Below are 15,991 nucleotides of genomic sequence, written 5' to 3'. Positions count from 1 at the left end.
GAGTAGATCGGGAGATGTTATGAACACGTACACAACGGTTCCTAGCGGCGAACAAATCGTTCAGGATTTGCCGTGGCGGTGGAAAGTGCAAGGCCGCATCTTTATCATCGGTGGCCTTGGTTTTATGTTCGACGCATGGGATGTCACCCTCAACGGCGTTCTGATCCCTTTGTTGTCCAAACACTGGGCGCTTGCAGCCTCGGATGTGGCGTGGGTGGGTACAGCAAATCTGATCGGAATGGCACTTGGCGCGTTTGTGTGGGGCACCATCGCTGACAGCATTGGGCGTAAAAAAGCGTTTACCGCCACTTTGCTGATCTTCTCCATTTTTACGGTGTTTGGTGCTTTTGCTCCCGACTTTGTGTGGTTTTGCATCTTCCGTTTTATCGCCGGTTTTGGTCTGGGCGGTTGCATCCCGGTGGATTACGCGCTGGTGGGTGAATTTACGCCCCGCAAACAACGCGGCCGGGTGCTGACGGCAATGGACGGTTGGTGGCCGGTGGGCGCTGCCTTGTGCGGTGTGGTTTCCGCAGCCTTGGTGGCCGCTTATGGCGACTGGCGAGTGATCATGCTGGTGATGGTAATCCCGGCCCTTTTGGTGTTCTGGATTCGGCGCGGTGTTCCCGAGTCCCCGTTGTTCCTCATTAGCAAGGGCCGGCGTGAGGAAGCTGCAGCCGTGATTGACCAGTTGGTCAAGGACACTGGCGGCACCGCTGTGGCGTACAGCTTGCCTAAACCACATGAGGCCCCCAAGCTTTCGGCCGGTAGTGTTTTGGCGCAGTTGCGCGGAATTTGGGCGTTCAACTGGAAAATCACGGCCACTTCCTGGCTACTGTTTTTTAGCATCCTGTTGGTCTACTACTTGTCCCTGACGTGGATGCCGAAGATCCTCATTGGCGCGGGTTTTGCCGAGTACAAAGCCTTTGTGACAACTGCTGGTATGGCCGGCGTGGGCCTTTTGGGTGTGGTGGTTGCAGCCCTGCTGGTGGAGCGTGTGGGCCGCAAATGGATCCTGGCGATCACTGGTCCGCTCGCAGCCGCAACCCTTGTGGTGGTGGCCTTTGTGGTGGATATTCCGGCTGCCGCTGTGGGCTGGCTGCTCGCCTACGGTTTTGTGGTTCAGGTGGCTATCCCGGTGTTGTACGCCTACGTTTCTGAGCTTTACCCCACGGAGTTGCGCGGCTCCGGCTTTGGCTGGGCTTCAACGTTTTCACGCATTGGCGCCGGGTTTGGGCCACTGATTTTTGGTGCGTACTTCTGGCCCACTTTTGGCCTGGCAACCAGCTTCGCCCTAGCCGGCGCCCTAGTGGTTATTGCCGTGGTGTGGATGGCATTCTTCGCCCCCGAGACAAAACAGCAGCACCTTCGGTAACGTCACAAAACAACCTCAATACAAGCAAGGGCTGTACGACGCCGAAACTCGCCGGAGTTAGTCTTTGCGGCCTAAGGTACGGGCCAGGACAACGCCTTCACGGGTGGAGACGTCCGGCAAGTACGCGCGGGCAAGCGCCATACCGATGGTTGGGAGTGCTGCAAGGTCCGGGAACGCCATGTAGAGCGTGGAGTATTCGGGGTGGAATTTTGCCTTGAAGCGGAACAAGGAACCGAAGCCGTATGCAGGTTCTAGGGTGCGTGAGAGCCAGGCTTGGAAGGCAGCAATGTCGGTGCTGGGTGCCTGGTCTGCTTCGGGTGCAACGTCTGCCGGTTTGGTGGCAAGCGGCGCCCCGGACAGACTCAAGAACCGGACTCCGTCGCGTTGGAATTGCAAGGCCGCGGAGGCGATCAGGAATTCCATCACACCGTTCTCCGATTCGGGGGCACGGCGCATAAAGTCAAGAGTCCAACCCACTGCTTGGCCGTGTTCATAAACAGGCATCCACGAAGTAACAGCCTCAATGTGGCCATCCTCAGCCACAGCGAGCATCAAACGAACCTCAGGATCATTAAGCTCCTCAATCCCGCCCAGCGTGAAACCCATTTCGGGGAGTTTGTTTTCAGCAAGCCAAGCTTCTGAGATGGCTTCGATTTCAGAGGTGGCAGCAAGAGGTAGCTCGTGCCAAGACGTCCAAACAGTAGTCCTGCCGTCTCTGATGGCTTTGTTCAAGGAGGTCCGGACGCTTTGCCATGCTTTGCCTTTGAGGGAGAAACCGGTCAGTTTGATGATGGATTCTTCACCAACGGGCAAGTGCCGCCAACCGAGCTTGCCAAAGACTGGCAGTAAGGAATTGTGGAACGAATAAAACACGGGTGAGAAATTTTGAGCGTCGCAATACAGCAAAAATTCCTGCACTGTTGATTCCACGCGGACCGGGGAACAAACCGGTTCCCCTAGGACCAGGGCATGCCCATTAACCACCCGGTACGCGAGCGCTCCCTCGCCGTCGTGAGTGAACCACGGGGTGTTTCCCTCCCACGTGGCCATATGTCCTAGCGAGCCACCGCCATGGCGGCGTAAGAGCTCACGGAACCGGGCGCCGTCGTGCGTAGAAACGGTGCGCGACGATCGCGAAAGCAACCACAAGCTCGCCACCACAAAAATCGTCCAAAAGACTGGCCCGGCCCACTGGTAGGCCCAACTGACCGGGCTGTGCCGTGGCAGGACGAGGGGGACCAAACCGCTGAGGAAGTGCGGTGGGATAAAACGGTGCGGGACGTCTAGGAGAACCCTTGCGGCAGTAACGTGGGGTGCCAAGGATTTAAGTACCAGCAAAGCACTGAGTGTGTACGCGATGGAAAGCGTCAAAAACGCTCCGCCAATAATCACCCAGAAGTGTTGGAGTGCTTGACGCGGGGCCCGGATGCCAAAGTCTTTGCGCTTGATCCACAGCATCACCAACGATCCCACCGGCACTAGGGCGGCGCTGATGATCCAGATGTTCAGTTCTTGGCCGTTGAACGGGCGGTGAATGCCCGTGCCGGATTGAGTCATCAGCCGGGTGACGCCGAAGGAACCTGGCCATGCAAAGAGGATTGCGGCGTTAGCGCAGACAGCCAGCCACCAGCCGAATCGCCTGCCGCGGTACAGCCCCCACGCGGCGAGCGCTAGCAGGACTACTGGGACAAAGGCCAGTGCCATCATTCCGGGACCGTGGGAGCCCAAGCGAGCCAATTGGTGGATGCAGGCACGGCTTATGGGGCTGGCACCGTGGCACGCTGCTGCAACAGAGGTGGAGGTTCCGGCGTCGTTCATCACCAGGTAGGAGCCGAAGGCGAAGGGCGTCAGGTCAGTGCTGCCAAGGAAAGCAACCAAGGGTCCAATTGCGGTGACCAATACGACGGCGGCTACCAGAGTTCGCGTCTCGCGGTGGGAACTCGAAGCGAACGTCAGCGCGTACTTGGCGTGTTTGCTGGCGCCGTTGCGCCGGTGCCAAATGATTCCGAGGCCAATACCTACTAGTACAGCTAGGAGCCGGTAAAAGTCCTCCGGGTCTCCCGAGTAAAGGACAAAAATCAGCACAAAGGACACCAGAACTACTCTGGTTCGCCGGCGCCACAACAGGCCCATGCTCCCTGACGCTGTGGCAAGGGCGCCGAAGATCCCGGTCACGGGGTCCAGTGTGACGTTCCCCGAGGCAGAAGTGGACCACCATTCCCAGGTGAGGGTGCCAACCCACTGCATCAGCACACCCAGAACACCGCCAGCTAAACCTGTGGCCAAGAACGCGATGGTGGCTTTTTTGGTGCCCAACACGCGTTCCGCCACGCCGAGCAGGAGGACCGCTCCACCCGCTGAGACGAGTGTTGCGGTGGCGTCTTGTGGGATGAGTAGAGCCGTAAAGGGGGTCCACCAACGTCCTGCGAGGAAGGTGTTGTCAACGCCTTGGCCCCATAGCTGAGCGGGATTAGCTGAGCCAAAGAGTGTGCCGCTAAACGCTGCAGCTGCGAGGAGAATTGCGGCTAGGGCGAAGGAGAAGGGGATGCGTTGGAGGAAGCTTCTGATCCGGTCTTGGCTAGTGCGAACCTGCCCACTCATGGGGCCGCTAACCCCCAGCGTGGGTACAAAGTCTTAAAGGCGTCTGGCATTCCACCGGCTACGGCTCCCTTGACGTGGCCCACTCCAGCAAGGGGAAAGAAGGCAGCTTTGATGCCCACGTGCAGGGCCGTGGCCAACAGATGTTTTGCTGCAGCCACGTAGGCCGGATCGTTGCTGCCGGCCGTGTAAACACCTGACAGATCTTTGTAGGTTCCGTGGGCCAGCATAATGTTTTTTGGCTTCACTGCATCATACGCTTTTTGATTGCCGCCAAAAAGAGCGGCCAGGTTGTCTGCTGGCTTTTCTGAGCCCGGGAACTCTTCTCCGGAGATGGAGATGTAATTTCCAAAGTCTTGCGGGTACTTGGCAGCGTAGTAACTGGCACACACCCCGCCGTTTGAAAAGCCGGCAACTGTCCAGTCTTTTCGGTCCTTAAGGATGGGCAGGTTGGCCCGCGCCCACGGGAGCACGTCATCAATCACATACGTTTCTACGTTGCCCCGGGCAGAATTGATGCAGAGGGTGTCGGTGTAGGGGTCACCGATCTGATCTACTACCAAAATGACTGGCGCTAACCCATGATTTTTTGCTGCCATGGCGTCCGCCACTCGAGCAACAGGGTCCGGGCTGGGACCACCAGGCTGGCCCATCATCATGATCATAAATGGCAGCAAGGGCGGGTGCTTCACCAATGCTGCTGGCGGAAGGTAAAGACCTGTCCAGCGGGCTTTGAACTTTGAATGCGTTGCTGGGATAGGCAGAGGAGTTTTGCCTCTCAAGCCCACTTTCGGCATGTCAGCCGGGGCCTTCCACTCTTTGTATAGGGTCTCGTTATTGCCTTTTTGCCAACGAGACCGCAGCGGAATCTTGACTATTCCGGCTGTGTTGATGTTCAGTAGCGAGCCGAGGGTGGGGTTCAGCCCGTAGGCTGCGTTGACTTGAAAAACGGCGGTGGTCAGAAAGATCAGCACGGAGAACCCGGCAACGATGCTCCGCCACCAACGGCCGCCACGCAGGTTCACCATAGCTAGGCCAATACCGGCGAAAGCTGCAGTAGCCCAGAACCAGACCTCAAAAATGAGCGGACCGCCAAAGGTGTTATCCACAAAAACGCAGTACCACAGCACTGCCAAACCAATTGCGGTGCCCACTGCCAAACTAGCGGCTGCCAGAACAAACCAGCGCGCCCGGCGTCGTTTAAGCAGTAAGTAGACCAGAAGAAGTGAGCTCAATAGGGTCCAGGCAAGAAGGAAACGGGGACCTGTGACTGCCATGTTCAAAACTTGTTGCCAAAAACCCATGCCCATTCCTCTACGTGCTGCACCGCAAGTAGCGCTGCGTTCTCAAGCAGGCCGGGATAGCAAAAGTTGTATCAAAGTGGCGTGCAGTTCTTTATAGCCAAGGAGTCTGGGAGTAAGCCGGGAAGAGACTGACAGTCAGCAGCTGGGAAGTTGGCGGATCCGCATCATCAGGACGGTTAGTTTTGATGGGCTCCGCGGGCCAGCTCGCCAAGGGTGCGGACTAGTAGCCGGCGCTCAACAAGTTTGATCCGTTCGTGGAGCTCTTCTTCGCTCTCACCCTCAGAAATAGCCAGGGCTTCCTGGGCGATGATGGGCCCGGTGTCCACCCCAGCATCCGCCCAGTGAACGGTGCAGCCGGTGACTTTTACGCCGTAAGCAAGGGCGTCCCGTACTCCGTGCGCACCTGGGAAGGCGGGCAAAAGTGCGGGGTGAGTATTGAGGTATTTCCCGTCAAAGGCGTTGATGAAGTCCGCCGAGACAATGCGCATAAACCCGGAAGAGACAACCACATCCGGGTTGTAAGCGGACACGGCTTCGGTGAGTGCGGCGTCCCAGCTTGCCCGGTCCGGGAAGGACTTGAAGTCCACCACAAAAGTAGGGATTCCGGCTGCGGCTGAGCGCTGGATGCCCAAGGTTCCAGGGCGGTCGGCACCCACTGCGGCAATCTCAACGTCCAGCTCACCGCTTGCCACAGCATCGATGACGGACTGAAGGTTGGAGCCGGTTCCGGAGACAAGGACCACAATGCGCATGCACCTACCTTATGCACAGCTACCGTAGGCTTGAAATTATGAATCCCCGCCCCGTGTCCCCCACTGCCAAGGATGTGCAGTTGGGACGCACTCAGCAGTATTTCCGCTTCTTCTTGATTTGTGTGCTCGGCACGTTTTTTGTGTTCCAGCTCAGCGTTGACTATGTGGCACTGTCTGCTCTGTTGGCACTGATCGGCGTTGTCCTGGGAGTTGTGGTGATTGTCCGTACCGTGCGGGCAAAGCAGTCTAAGTTTCTGATCTTTGGTGCAGTTTCAGGCATTGTGGTGTGCGGCATTTCTCTGCTGCTTGCCCTGTTTTGTGTCTTCGCCTTTGATCAGGTCAAAACACTTCAAGAGTGCTCTAAGTCCGCCCTGACTTTGCACGCAGCGCAGCAGTGCACCACGGACTTTGAAACCAGCATTATTGGTGTGAAGCGCTAAACGTTTCTTTGAAGCTGCGTAGTTGCCCGCGTTCTAGCCAGGGGCCGGCCGCGTAACCAATAACCACACCGATGCCAACTTCAATTGCTAGGTAGATAGCCAGCTGAACCGGGTCAGGGCCAATCTCAGTAAGGCGCCCAAGACCTGCTGAACCGCCGGCCATCCAAGCCATCACAAGACCCAAAATTCCTGCCACGGCACCGATTGCCAGGCCTAGAACCAAGGTGGAGGCGGCGGCTGTCAACCAGCGCGTTTTGATTTTGATGGAGAGCCATTCGTCAAAGTGGTTCTCTCCGTCGCGCAAAAACCACCAACCGGCCAAAGCCCCAGCCAAGACGGGTACCACCAGTGCCACCGCTCCAAAGGCGAGGTTGCCGGATGGAATGGCTGCCAGAACTGGGATCGCGGGGACTGGGCCCATGGCGGTTCCAAGGGCGCTGGCTGTTGAGCCAACACCAATGCTAAATCCGGCGCCGGAAAGCCACGCGAGTGAGAAGACTGCCATGTTGGGCAAGTAGCCCATCTGGGCGAGGGTTAGTACTGCCGCTCCCCAGGGGTCCACTTTGAGGGCTTCGAATACCGTAACAACGTCCGCCCAGTGAATCAGCAGGTCCACGCTGAGGAGTACCGCGGCGAGCGCAAAAGCGGTCAGGATCGCCACAAACCCGGCGCGAACCACTGACCACAAGTAGGATCCGGCCCAGCGTGAGTGTTGGCTGGTACGGGAAATCCAGTCAACAGCTTCCACGCCGATCAGCCGGCTCCACGAGCCAGATTCAAGCCGTGCGCCAATCGCCAAGCCCAGGCCCACAGGTATGAGTGGAATCAGCGTGGCGTAGAGCAAATTGACCCTTACGTCCCCGGTTTGGCAGACAAAAGCTGTGGCCAGACCAAACGCAGCATAGATGCCCCCTGCGCCGAGGAGTGCTTGCCAGAGCTGATCGGTGTAGGAGGCTCTGGCTAGTCTGCGGCCAGCGCGCCATGACAAAAAGAAGGGGATGAGCGTCAGGCCAAGGGGAACCAAGGAGAGTGTGGAACCAACGTTTTGTGAGCTGGCTTCTGAGAGGAAAACCCGCAGGCTTAAGGGAACACCATGAATGATGAGCCAGGCTTGGCCGCCAAGACGGGCCAAAACGTCCACACCGGAACCACTAAAACCACCGGAGAACCAAACGGCCAACAGCGGCACTAGGACCAATGCTGCTGAGATGACCGCGGCTTGCCCCGATTCGAGCGCGCCCTGAAGCCATAACGGCATGGGTAGTCCACGGTTTCCGGTTTGGTCGGCTTTGAGTTTCATCGTGTTCCATGTTGCCACGAGCCAGCCTCAGATCCCGGCTAAACCTAGCCGGAAGCGTCTAGAAGAGCTGGTAATTTGCGCCACCTAGGACAAATCCGTGGCCGGTTCGCAAATGTGCGCACGTCACCTGCTTGGTCTGCCGCTCACACACAATGTCCCCAAACCTTCCCACTTGCCCGGGATTCAGGGTCCTTCCGTTAAAGGCCGGGTTGCCCTGTGCCGCATCGATTTCCATGGGCGAAAGACCGTATCCACACAAACCATATTGTGCTCCGGACGTGGCGCTGACTACCGCGTACCCGCCAAAGTATTGTGTGCTTCCCGTGCACTGCCCTTTGATGTCTTGAGGTGCTGGCGGGACATTGTTCAGGAAATAACAAGCCGCTGCGTCAACATCCACGGAGCACTGCATATCATTGCTGGCTGAGCGGAATACCACCGGCATCCCGTTCATCACGGGCCGAGTATTCAGGTCCATCAGCATCGCTTCGGCTCGGTTTAGGGACGACACGCGGGCAGCGTTGTTGGTAGCGGTGGTACTAGGACTTTGTTGAGCTGCCGCCGGTGCCGGGGCCGTGGCCGTGGCACTTACTGTGGGAGTCGGCGTCGTACTGGCTTCTGAAGAAATCCCAGCCTGCGAAGTTGGCGCCGCCGCGGCGTCCGCCCGGAGTGTGACGCTGCAACCGCTAGCCCCCAGCACTGTCAGCACGCAGGCAGTGAATATTCCTGCCACTGCATGTATTCGGTGTGAGGGTTTGCGGGGGCTCATAGGCATAAAGTCCACCAGTAAATGTGCGAGTTGTCGTTGGGCAGAACTCCCCATCGGCGCGGATGGCGCTCCCCGTCTGCTGTTAACCAAAGCTTTCCTTGGCTGTCACGCCCTTTCTGCCGGGGGGTCAGACGCGGCCCGCACCTTGGAATGGTGAGGATCGCAATTGTTGCCGAATCTTTTTTGCCGTTGATGAATGGTGTGACCCATTCGATCCTGCGGGTGTTGGAGCATCTGCGGGAGCGGGGGGACGAGGTGCTGGTGATTGCGCCCTCGTCCACCGAGGCTGATGCGCCTGATGTGGTGGAGGGTGCGTTTGTGCATCGGCTCCCTGCAGTGCCGCTAGCCGGGTACACAAATGTGCGGGTTGCGATGGGCGGTGTAGCTCGGGTCAAGCGAATCCTTGCCGACTACTCCCCCGACGTTGTTCACCTCGCTTCACCGTTTGTGTTGGGTTGGCGGGCGGCGCAGGCAGCGCAACAGTTGGGAATCCCCACGGTGGCGATTTACCAGACCGAGGTGCCCAGTTACGCGGCCCGGTATGGTTTCCCGTTTTTAGAAAATTGGGCGTGGCAGCGCGTGGAGAACATCCATTTGAGCGCCACTCGAACGTTGGCACCGTCCACGTTTGCTGCGAATCAGTTACGGGGCCGCGGGATTTTGCGGGTGGAGATGTGGCGCCGCGGGGTGGACACTGTCCGTTTTAACCCGCAAAAGCGCTGCGAGGCGTGGCGGGCTTCGGTAGCGCCGAACGGTGAGCGGATCATCGGCTATGTTGGCCGGCTCGCGGTGGAAAAGCAGGTCCAGGATTTGAGTGTTTTGGCTGATGTGCCGGGCACTCGTTTGGTGATTGTGGGTGACGGCCCCCAACGCGCAGCCCTTGAACAAGCGTTGCCGAATGCCGTGTTTATGGGTTTCCAGGGCGGCGAGGATCTGGCCCGGACTGTGGCTTCCTTTGACCTTTTTGTTCACCCAGGTGAGCTGGAGACTTTCTGCCAAACCATCCAGGAGGCTATGGCCTCGGGTGTTCCTGTGGTGGCCACTGGGCGCGGCGGGCCGCTGGATTTGGTGGAAAACTCCCGGACCGGCTGGTTGTATCAGCCCGGCGATTTGGCGCAATTGCGTGCCCGGGTTGCGGATCTAACGGGCGACGACGCCAAGCGCCGTGCGTTCGCATCGGCGGCTCACGCATCGGTTCAGGGACGGACGTGGGCAGCGCTTTCAGCCGAACTCGTGCGGCATTACCACGAGGTGATTGCCGAACATCTTAACGCCCGGACCGCCTCTCCGTCCGCGCAGCGATCAACACAAACTTATAAGGAGTCAGCATGAAGATTTCCGTTATTGGCTGCGGCTATTTGGGCGCTGTTCACGCCGCAACATTAGCTTCGATGGGTCACACCGTGGTTGGTATTGATACGGATGCTGCCAAGGTGGATCACTTGTCGCGTGGTTTTGCACCGTTCTACGAGCCGGGTCTTGAAGAGCTACTCAAGGATGGCCGCCAGGCTGGAGCGCTGACGTTTTCCACTGACATGGCGGCTGCTGCTCAGTGCCAAGTCCACTTTTTGTGTGTGGGGACCCCGCAATCAAAGACTTCAGATACTGCCGACCTGAGCTATCTGGTCTCAGCCACCGAGGCACTGTTGCCGAATCTGGGGCCTGGGGCTGTTGTTATTGGTAAGTCCACGGTGCCGGTGGGGACTGTGAATATGATCGCCGCGCTGCTGAATGGACGGGCCGATGTTTCGGTGGGTTGGAACCCGGAGTTTTTGCGGCAGGGTACTGCGGTGAAGGATTCGTTGGTGCCGGACAGGTTGGTTTACGGGGCTGAAGGAGATTCAGCCGCCCGAGTGACTGAGGTTTTGGACGCCGTATATAGCCCCTTGTTGGCAGCGGGTGTGCCACGGATTGTGTGCAACTTTGCTACGGCTGAGTTGATCAAGTCCGCTGCTAACGCGTTTTTGGCCACCAAGGTTTCTTTTATCAACGCGATGGCGCAGTTGTGTGATGCTTCCGGTGCTGACGTCACTCAAATGAGCGCCGCTATGGGGTTGGATCCGCGCATTGGTTCACGGTATTTGCAGGCCGGACTGGGCTTTGGTGGCGGGTGTTTGCCCAAGGACATCCGCAGCTTTCAGTCTCAGGCCCGGGCGCTTTCGGTGCCCAGTGTGGATGAGTGGATGGCGTTGGTGGACGGGATCAATAAGGATCAGCGGTCCCGGTCGGTGCTGTTGGCACAGTCGCTGGTGGGTGGGGTGTTAGCAGGGCGCCGGGTGACGGTTCTGGGCGCTGCGTTCAAGCCCGATACTGATGACATTCGTGATTCGCCGGCCTTGGATTTGGCATTACAGCTCGCCGAGTCTGGCGCTCAGGTGACGGTGACGGATCCCAAGGCGATCAACAACGCCTGGATGAGATACCCACAGTTGCAGTTTGAGAACTCGGTTGAAGCAGCGTTGGAAGGTGCCGAGTTGGTGGTGTTGGCCACCGAGTGGGCGCAGTACCGGGAGCTGTCCCCGCTGGTTGCGGCTTCGCTAGTGTCCAGGCAGCTTTTGTTGGACACCCGTAACGCGCTCGACGCCGATGCTTGGCGGAGTGCCGGTTGGACAGTTCGCGGCCTGGGAATTGGGGCTACTGTTCCTGCTGAGCCGGGTGTTTCTTCCGATTTGAGCCTTCCCGCCCAGTTGCTCTCGGATTCTTCGGTGGGGCTCCCCGGAAACTAGGGGTTTTCGCCCTGCTCAGTGGGCTGGAGTGCCAGCAACTGGGCTGGAAGGTCGCTCCGAAGTGGATTTAGGTGCCCCTCGGAAGTCCTGCGAGCTTTTCGACGACGGCGAGTCCTGCTGGTGTACCTGGCCAGTGGCGGCGTAGCGCGTCCGGGCCGGCTGAGCGGATGACGGAGCGGAGCACCAAGGCCAGGATGATGACGTCGTCCGCGTAGCCGATTACGGGTAGGAAGTCTGGCACCAGGTCTATGGGGAAGAGTAGGTACCCCAGTAGTAGGACGAGTTTGATGCGGACGCCACGGGAGACTGTTTGGTCTGCCACGAGGCGGCGGAGGACTCTGAGCACGTCGGGCAGCAGCCGCAGTGCGTCTCGCATGCTCACAGTCTCGGGGTGGCGCCGCGCGTACATCCAGAGAGCTAGCAGTAGCACTGCATAGATGACCACGAGCCCCGCAATGATGCCTAGGGCAATTTCCCACCAATCCATGGTTTCCATGATGGTCTATGGGGACAACAAAAAGCAGGACCGGTCAATGACCGGTCCTGCTAATTTAGTGAAACTAAGCGGTGAGGCTTAGAGACCCTGGATGTTTACAGCCTGAGGACCCTTCGGGCCCTGCTCTACCTCGAAGGAAACCTTCTGGTTTTCTTCCAAGGAGCGGTAGCCGGAGGATGCGATCGCGGAGTAGTGTGCGAAAACGTCCTGTGAGCCGTCCTCAGGAGCGATGAAGCCGAAGCCTTTTTCTGCGTTGAACCATTTTACGGTACCTGTAGCCATGATATTTCTGTCCTTACTGAAGGGGGTGGAGGTGATCCCGACTTTCGGGCCTCCGGTGTGGGGTGTTCTCAACCGCTACTTCAGAAAGACACGGTCTTGCAACCGCGGGTCATACTGAATTACCAAATGCGCAACACAACAACAGTCTTCAGTCTACAAGGGGTTTGCCGAGAAAGCCAACCCCTTTTGAGAAGTTTCTTTCTTTAAGGTTCCGTTCACCTGAGGTTTAGTTTTTTGGCAGCGCATTTGGCCAGCTGGCAGTAGGGCGAAATTGGCATTAGTCCAGAGTAATACGTTGATAATTTTCCGGAAATGCCCGTGGTAAACGCATCCAACCACTAGTCCGACGACGGCAACAGGACCTAACGCCACTGGTGCTAGCAACCCTCTCCGTGGGGATTCTGGATGCAGTTATCCGCATAGTTCTTGGTGATGGAACGCCAGACCTGGATGGTTTGAGGTGCACTTCCTACGCTGGCACGCACATCGATAGGCAGAGGTGGGCCACCGTTCACCGAGTACGTACCGGTAAAGGAGGTAGTGACGCTGACGGGATAATTGCCCGTTGCCGTATAGACGTGGCTGGTCCGGGTTTTGGTTCCCCACTCGTCTTCCGGCAACGGTCCGCCGGAGACTGGCGTGGGTCCAAGCGTGGAGCCATCGCCGTAGTTGTAGGTGTACTCAACGGGTGTAGCTGTTAGGTGCACGGACTGGCCAAGCAAAGTGATGTTGAAGTCTTGTTTACTTGCTTCGGCATAGATGTTGGTTTCGGCGCCCTTGAGGGTGTGTGGTGCGGGTTGAACGGTGGCCGTTCCAGCCTTGATTGGCAGCGCTTGGAATTCCTTTAAGATGCGCTTAGCAATCAACGGGAGGATGTCCTCCGGGCGAGGGTCATAGAGACAAACGGCGCGGTCGCCCACCGGTTTCCAGTCCGTCCAGGTCGGATTCGGAATCGCCTTGGGAGCGTATTTCCAATTGACTGGCACCCCGGGTTCCTTGTCGCCAGGTCGTTTAGGACATTGCATAGGAACACAGCCAACTCCGTCAGCGTCTCGTTCGTCCTGGCACTGAATGAGGTAGGTGTACTGATTTGGATCGTCGTCAGTCACACCAGCAGGCGCCCAAGAGAATTTGCCTGCTTTTTCGTCATAGATCAATCTTGAAGCGGTGGCCTGAGTCGTTCCGTCACCGAATCCGCCCGTGTAGCTGTCTGTGGCATTCGCAACATCTGCAAGTACGACACCAAGGGTCGGCCATACCAGTAGGAGTACCAGCACAAGACTAATCGACCGGCGCTTCACCTATCCCACCAGTTTCCCAATATCGGTCATAGTCCACCCATTTTGGGTAAATTCGACGCTGGCGACATTCGCGGTGTTCGACACCGGAAACGGTGCGTGATGTTGACTGCCGTCCGAATTGCGCACGGTGATCTCCTTCTGGAGAACCTGGACAGCCATTTGGTGTGCCCCGGCGTCCGTCACTGAATGTTTTTGGGGCGTGACTGGCTCGAATAAGGCTCCTTGAACCCATTGCCCGTCTTGCCACATCTCGCCGACTACCTCAATTTGGCGGGAGCAAACTGCACAGTTAGGTCCAGATACGGCCGCAACTGGCTTCGTATCACCCGTCTCGTATGCGTAGCTGAGCAGCGCGAACCAGTACTTCACGAACGCCTCGGCACCTTCTTTGGTGTTCGTCTTTCCCACGGCTGGCAGAACGGGCAACGGCACGTTCTGCGCTTTGCCCTTCGCGGTGGCCGGCTTATACACGGCAGTAGCGGTAGGTGCCGCGGTCGGCGTCGTACTGGCAGTAGTAGCCGACGATGAGGAAGACGAAGAAGCCGAGGAGCCCGAACCAGACGGCGACGGTGCCGGGCTATTGCAACCAGCCAGGCCCATCATCAGTACAACAGCAGCGGCCCCGAGCGCCGTGCGCTTACTGGTCAATCCCTTGGTGAACGGTGCGAATGTGGTCATAAGAGGAGTCCCCCGGTCGTCGGCTCTGGCCTAGCTTCACTCAGCCTAATCAATTTGGAAAATCGATGTAGAAGTTATCCACAGGCTTCTTCGGTTGTAGCACGCCCTCGCTTGGGGCGAAAGTCACATGGCCTCCAAATGCCCCTCACTCATCTATGGCGAGGTCCATCATTTTCCATTTCGCGTCCACCAAAGCCAGATCAAAAATGAAGCCATAGAACCAAGGGGTTGTCTTCCCGCGCAGTTCACCACCCATTCATGCGCGCCTCACAAGCAGTCCAACCGGCCTCACTAGCGTCGAGAAGCATGGATAACATTTCTCGCAGATCCCTCCTGACCGTCGGCCTCGGTGCCGGACTCGTGGCCGCCCTTCCCGGCGCAGCAGTCGCCAATTCAGCTGCCACCTCAATCGCGGACGACGCCGGTCTTCGCGCCGATCCGTTCCTTTTGGGCATCGCCTCCGGTGAGCCTTGGCCGGACGGTTTTGTGATCTGGACACGCCTTGCCCTGGACCCACTAGCCGAGGATGGACTAGGCGGAATGCCCTCGCGCAACGTCGCCGTCGCCTGGGAAGTTGCCGAGGATTCGTCCATGCGCAGGGTTGTTGCCCGCGGTGTGGAGTTAGCCCGGATTGAAAACGCTCACTCGGTGCACGTGGTTTTGCGCGGTCTAAAGCCGGGGCGCGAGTACTTCTACCGTTTCCGCACCGGCCGGCACATCAGCGCAGTGGGCCGCACCCTCACCAGCCCTGCCCCACACGAAACCCCCGCAGCGTTGGCCATGGCTTTCGCCAGCTGCGCACAGTACGAGCACGGCTATTTCACTGCCTACTCGCGGCTGGCCCAAGATCATCCCGATCTTGTCCTGCACCTTGGCGACTATCTATACGAGTACAAAAAGGACAGCTACGTGATCCCCGGCGGCAATCCTCGCGATCACGCAGGCCCGGAGACCACCGACCTGGCCAGTTACCGTCAGCGGCACGCCCAATACAAGGCCGACGCCGATCTGCAAGAGGCCCACTCGATTGCACCATGGTTGGTGGTTTGGGATGACCACGAGGTGGACAACAACTGGGCCGACGAGATCCCGGAAAATGCGGACCCTAGCCAGTTGAATGACACCACCGCTCACTTCCGTCAACGACGAACTGCAGCCTTCCGTGCGTACTACGAGAACATGCCCTTGCGCGCCTCCTCAGTTCCGTCCGGCGTGGACATGCAGATCTACCGCACCATCCAGTGGGGTCAGCTGGCTAACTTCCACATGATGGACACCCGGCAGTACCGCGACGATCAGCTCGCCGGGGACGGCTGGCAAAAAAACGTCACCGAGCGGTTCGCCGAGAACCGCACCATTACCGGCGGCCAACAGGAAAAGTGGCTGCTGGACGGCTTCAAAAACTCCACCCAACGGTGGGACATTTTGGGCCAGCAGGTGTACTTCGCCGAGCGAGACCGTGCACAGTCCCTCACCGTGGACGACGTCTCAATGGACGGCTGGGACGGTTACGCAGCCTCCCGCCGTCGCATCACCCAAGGCTGGGTGGACGCGAACGTTCGCAACGCCGTCGTCCTCACCGGTGATGTTCACCGCAACTGGGCTAACGACGTCAAGGTGGATTACAAGGACCCGTCCGCCCCTGTGGTCGGCTCCGAACTGGTATGCACGGCCATCTCCTCTACCGGTGATGGAAACGGTGCAACCACTGATCCGGTGATGGCGTGGAACCCGCACCTGAAGTTCTACAACGACAATCGCGGCTACGTAAACACCAAGATCACTAAGGACGCGATGACCGCAGACTTCCGCACCTTGGACTACGTCAGGACGCCGGGCGCCCCGGTCAGCACCAAAGCCTCCTTCGTGATCCAGGACGGTGTGCCCGGGCTAACCGCTTAAGCCCAGCCGCGCCTGCCTTTCGCAGGCTGAATACACGACGACGGCGGGCGGCTAGCGCACGCTGGCCGCCG

14 protein-coding genes are annotated in these 15,991 nt (G+C 58.5%); 5 read left to right on the top strand and 9 right to left on the bottom strand.

Annotated elements, in window-relative coordinates:
• Positions 1–19 precede the first annotated feature (19 nt).
• Positions 20–1,372, top strand: a complete 1,353-nt coding sequence (locus tag ACQQCD_RS02680; RefSeq protein WP_430266856.1) for an MFS transporter — start codon at positions 20–22, stop codon at positions 1,370–1,372.
• Positions 1,373–1,429: 57 nt separating this feature from the next.
• Here ACQQCD_RS02680 and ACQQCD_RS02675 read toward each other — a convergent pair whose 3' ends face one another.
• The 3 genes from ACQQCD_RS02675 to purN form a co-directional block, all read right to left on the bottom strand.
• Complete coding sequence (locus ACQQCD_RS02675) at positions 1,430–3,973, bottom strand: bifunctional lysylphosphatidylglycerol flippase/synthetase MprF (RefSeq protein WP_430266855.1); 2,544 nt, start codon at positions 3,971–3,973, stop codon at positions 1,430–1,432.
• Complete coding sequence (locus ACQQCD_RS02670; protein WP_430266854.1) at positions 3,970–5,274, bottom strand: alpha/beta hydrolase; 1,305 nt, start codon at positions 5,272–5,274, stop codon at positions 3,970–3,972. Before ACQQCD_RS02670 ends, ACQQCD_RS02675 begins: the two co-directional genes overlap by 4 nt.
• A 176-nt stretch (positions 5,275–5,450) precedes the next feature.
• Positions 5,451–6,026, bottom strand: coding sequence for a phosphoribosylglycinamide formyltransferase (purN, locus tag ACQQCD_RS02665; RefSeq protein ID WP_430266853.1), 576 nt, complete (start codon positions 6,024–6,026; stop codon positions 5,451–5,453).
• A gap of 38 nt (positions 6,027–6,064) precedes the next feature.
• On the opposite strand from purN, the gene ACQQCD_RS02660 reads away from it, so the two are divergent.
• Positions 6,065–6,466, top strand: coding sequence for a hypothetical protein (locus tag ACQQCD_RS02660; RefSeq protein WP_430266852.1), 402 nt, complete (start codon positions 6,065–6,067; stop codon positions 6,464–6,466).
• Here the strand turns inward: ACQQCD_RS02660 and ACQQCD_RS02655 are convergent.
• Together ACQQCD_RS02655 and ACQQCD_RS02650 are read right to left on the bottom strand one after the other, a co-directional pair.
• Positions 6,447–7,766, bottom strand: coding sequence for a cell division protein PerM (locus ACQQCD_RS02655; protein ID WP_430266851.1), 1,320 nt, complete (start codon positions 7,764–7,766; stop codon positions 6,447–6,449). The genes ACQQCD_RS02660 and ACQQCD_RS02655 overlap by 20 nt on opposite strands.
• Positions 7,767–7,824: 58 nt before the next feature.
• Complete coding sequence (locus ACQQCD_RS02650; RefSeq protein ID WP_430266850.1) at positions 7,825–8,541, bottom strand: hypothetical protein; 717 nt, start codon at positions 8,539–8,541, stop codon at positions 7,825–7,827.
• A 147-nt stretch (positions 8,542–8,688) separates the two neighbouring features.
• Here ACQQCD_RS02650 and ACQQCD_RS02645 point away from each other — a divergent pair, with 147 nt between their 5' ends.
• Together ACQQCD_RS02645 and ACQQCD_RS02640 are read left to right on the top strand one after the other, a co-directional pair.
• On the top strand, positions 8,689–9,867 hold the full coding sequence (locus ACQQCD_RS02645; protein WP_430266849.1) for a glycosyltransferase family 4 protein: 1,179 nt from the start codon (positions 8,689–8,691) through the stop codon (positions 9,865–9,867).
• Entirely contained in the window at positions 9,864–11,261 is a 1,398-nt protein-coding gene (locus tag ACQQCD_RS02640) for a UDP-glucose dehydrogenase family protein (protein WP_430266848.1), read from the top strand. The genes ACQQCD_RS02645 and ACQQCD_RS02640 overlap by 4 nt, the downstream gene beginning before the upstream one ends.
• A 67-nt stretch (positions 11,262–11,328) precedes the next feature.
• Here ACQQCD_RS02640 and ACQQCD_RS02635 read toward each other — a convergent pair whose 3' ends face one another.
• From ACQQCD_RS02635 to ACQQCD_RS02620, 4 genes are all read right to left on the bottom strand, one after another.
• Entirely contained in the window at positions 11,329–11,757 is a 429-nt protein-coding gene (locus tag ACQQCD_RS02635) for a YkvA family protein (protein ID WP_430266847.1), read from the bottom strand.
• Between the two features lie 78 nt (positions 11,758–11,835).
• Positions 11,836–12,039: a transcription antiterminator/RNA stability regulator CspE gene (gene cspE / locus ACQQCD_RS02630; protein ID WP_430266846.1), complete on the bottom strand. Its 204-nt coding sequence runs from the start codon at positions 12,037–12,039 to the stop codon at positions 11,836–11,838.
• Between the two features lie 377 nt (positions 12,040–12,416).
• Complete coding sequence (locus tag ACQQCD_RS02625) at positions 12,417–13,340, bottom strand: PKD domain-containing protein (RefSeq protein ID WP_430266845.1); 924 nt, start codon at positions 13,338–13,340, stop codon at positions 12,417–12,419.
• The gene (locus ACQQCD_RS02620; protein ID WP_430266844.1) at positions 13,341–14,018 is read right to left on the bottom strand and encodes a DUF6318 family protein; all 678 of its coding nucleotides are present in this window, start codon (positions 14,016–14,018) and stop codon (positions 13,341–13,343) included.
• A 306-nt stretch (positions 14,019–14,324) separates the two neighbouring features.
• On the opposite strand from ACQQCD_RS02620, the gene ACQQCD_RS02615 reads away from it, so the two are divergent.
• Positions 14,325–15,920, top strand: coding sequence for an alkaline phosphatase D family protein (locus ACQQCD_RS02615; protein WP_430266843.1), 1,596 nt, complete (start codon positions 14,325–14,327; stop codon positions 15,918–15,920).
• The last annotated feature ends 71 nt before the right edge of the window (positions 15,921–15,991 follow it).

This window comes from Pseudarthrobacter sp. J1763 (assembly GCF_050490295.1).
Classification (GTDB): Bacteria; Actinomycetota; Actinomycetes; order Actinomycetales; family Micrococcaceae; genus JBNPEO01.
Note: the sequence above shows the minus strand (reverse complement) of the source record. Positions and strands in the feature narration are given on the sequence as shown.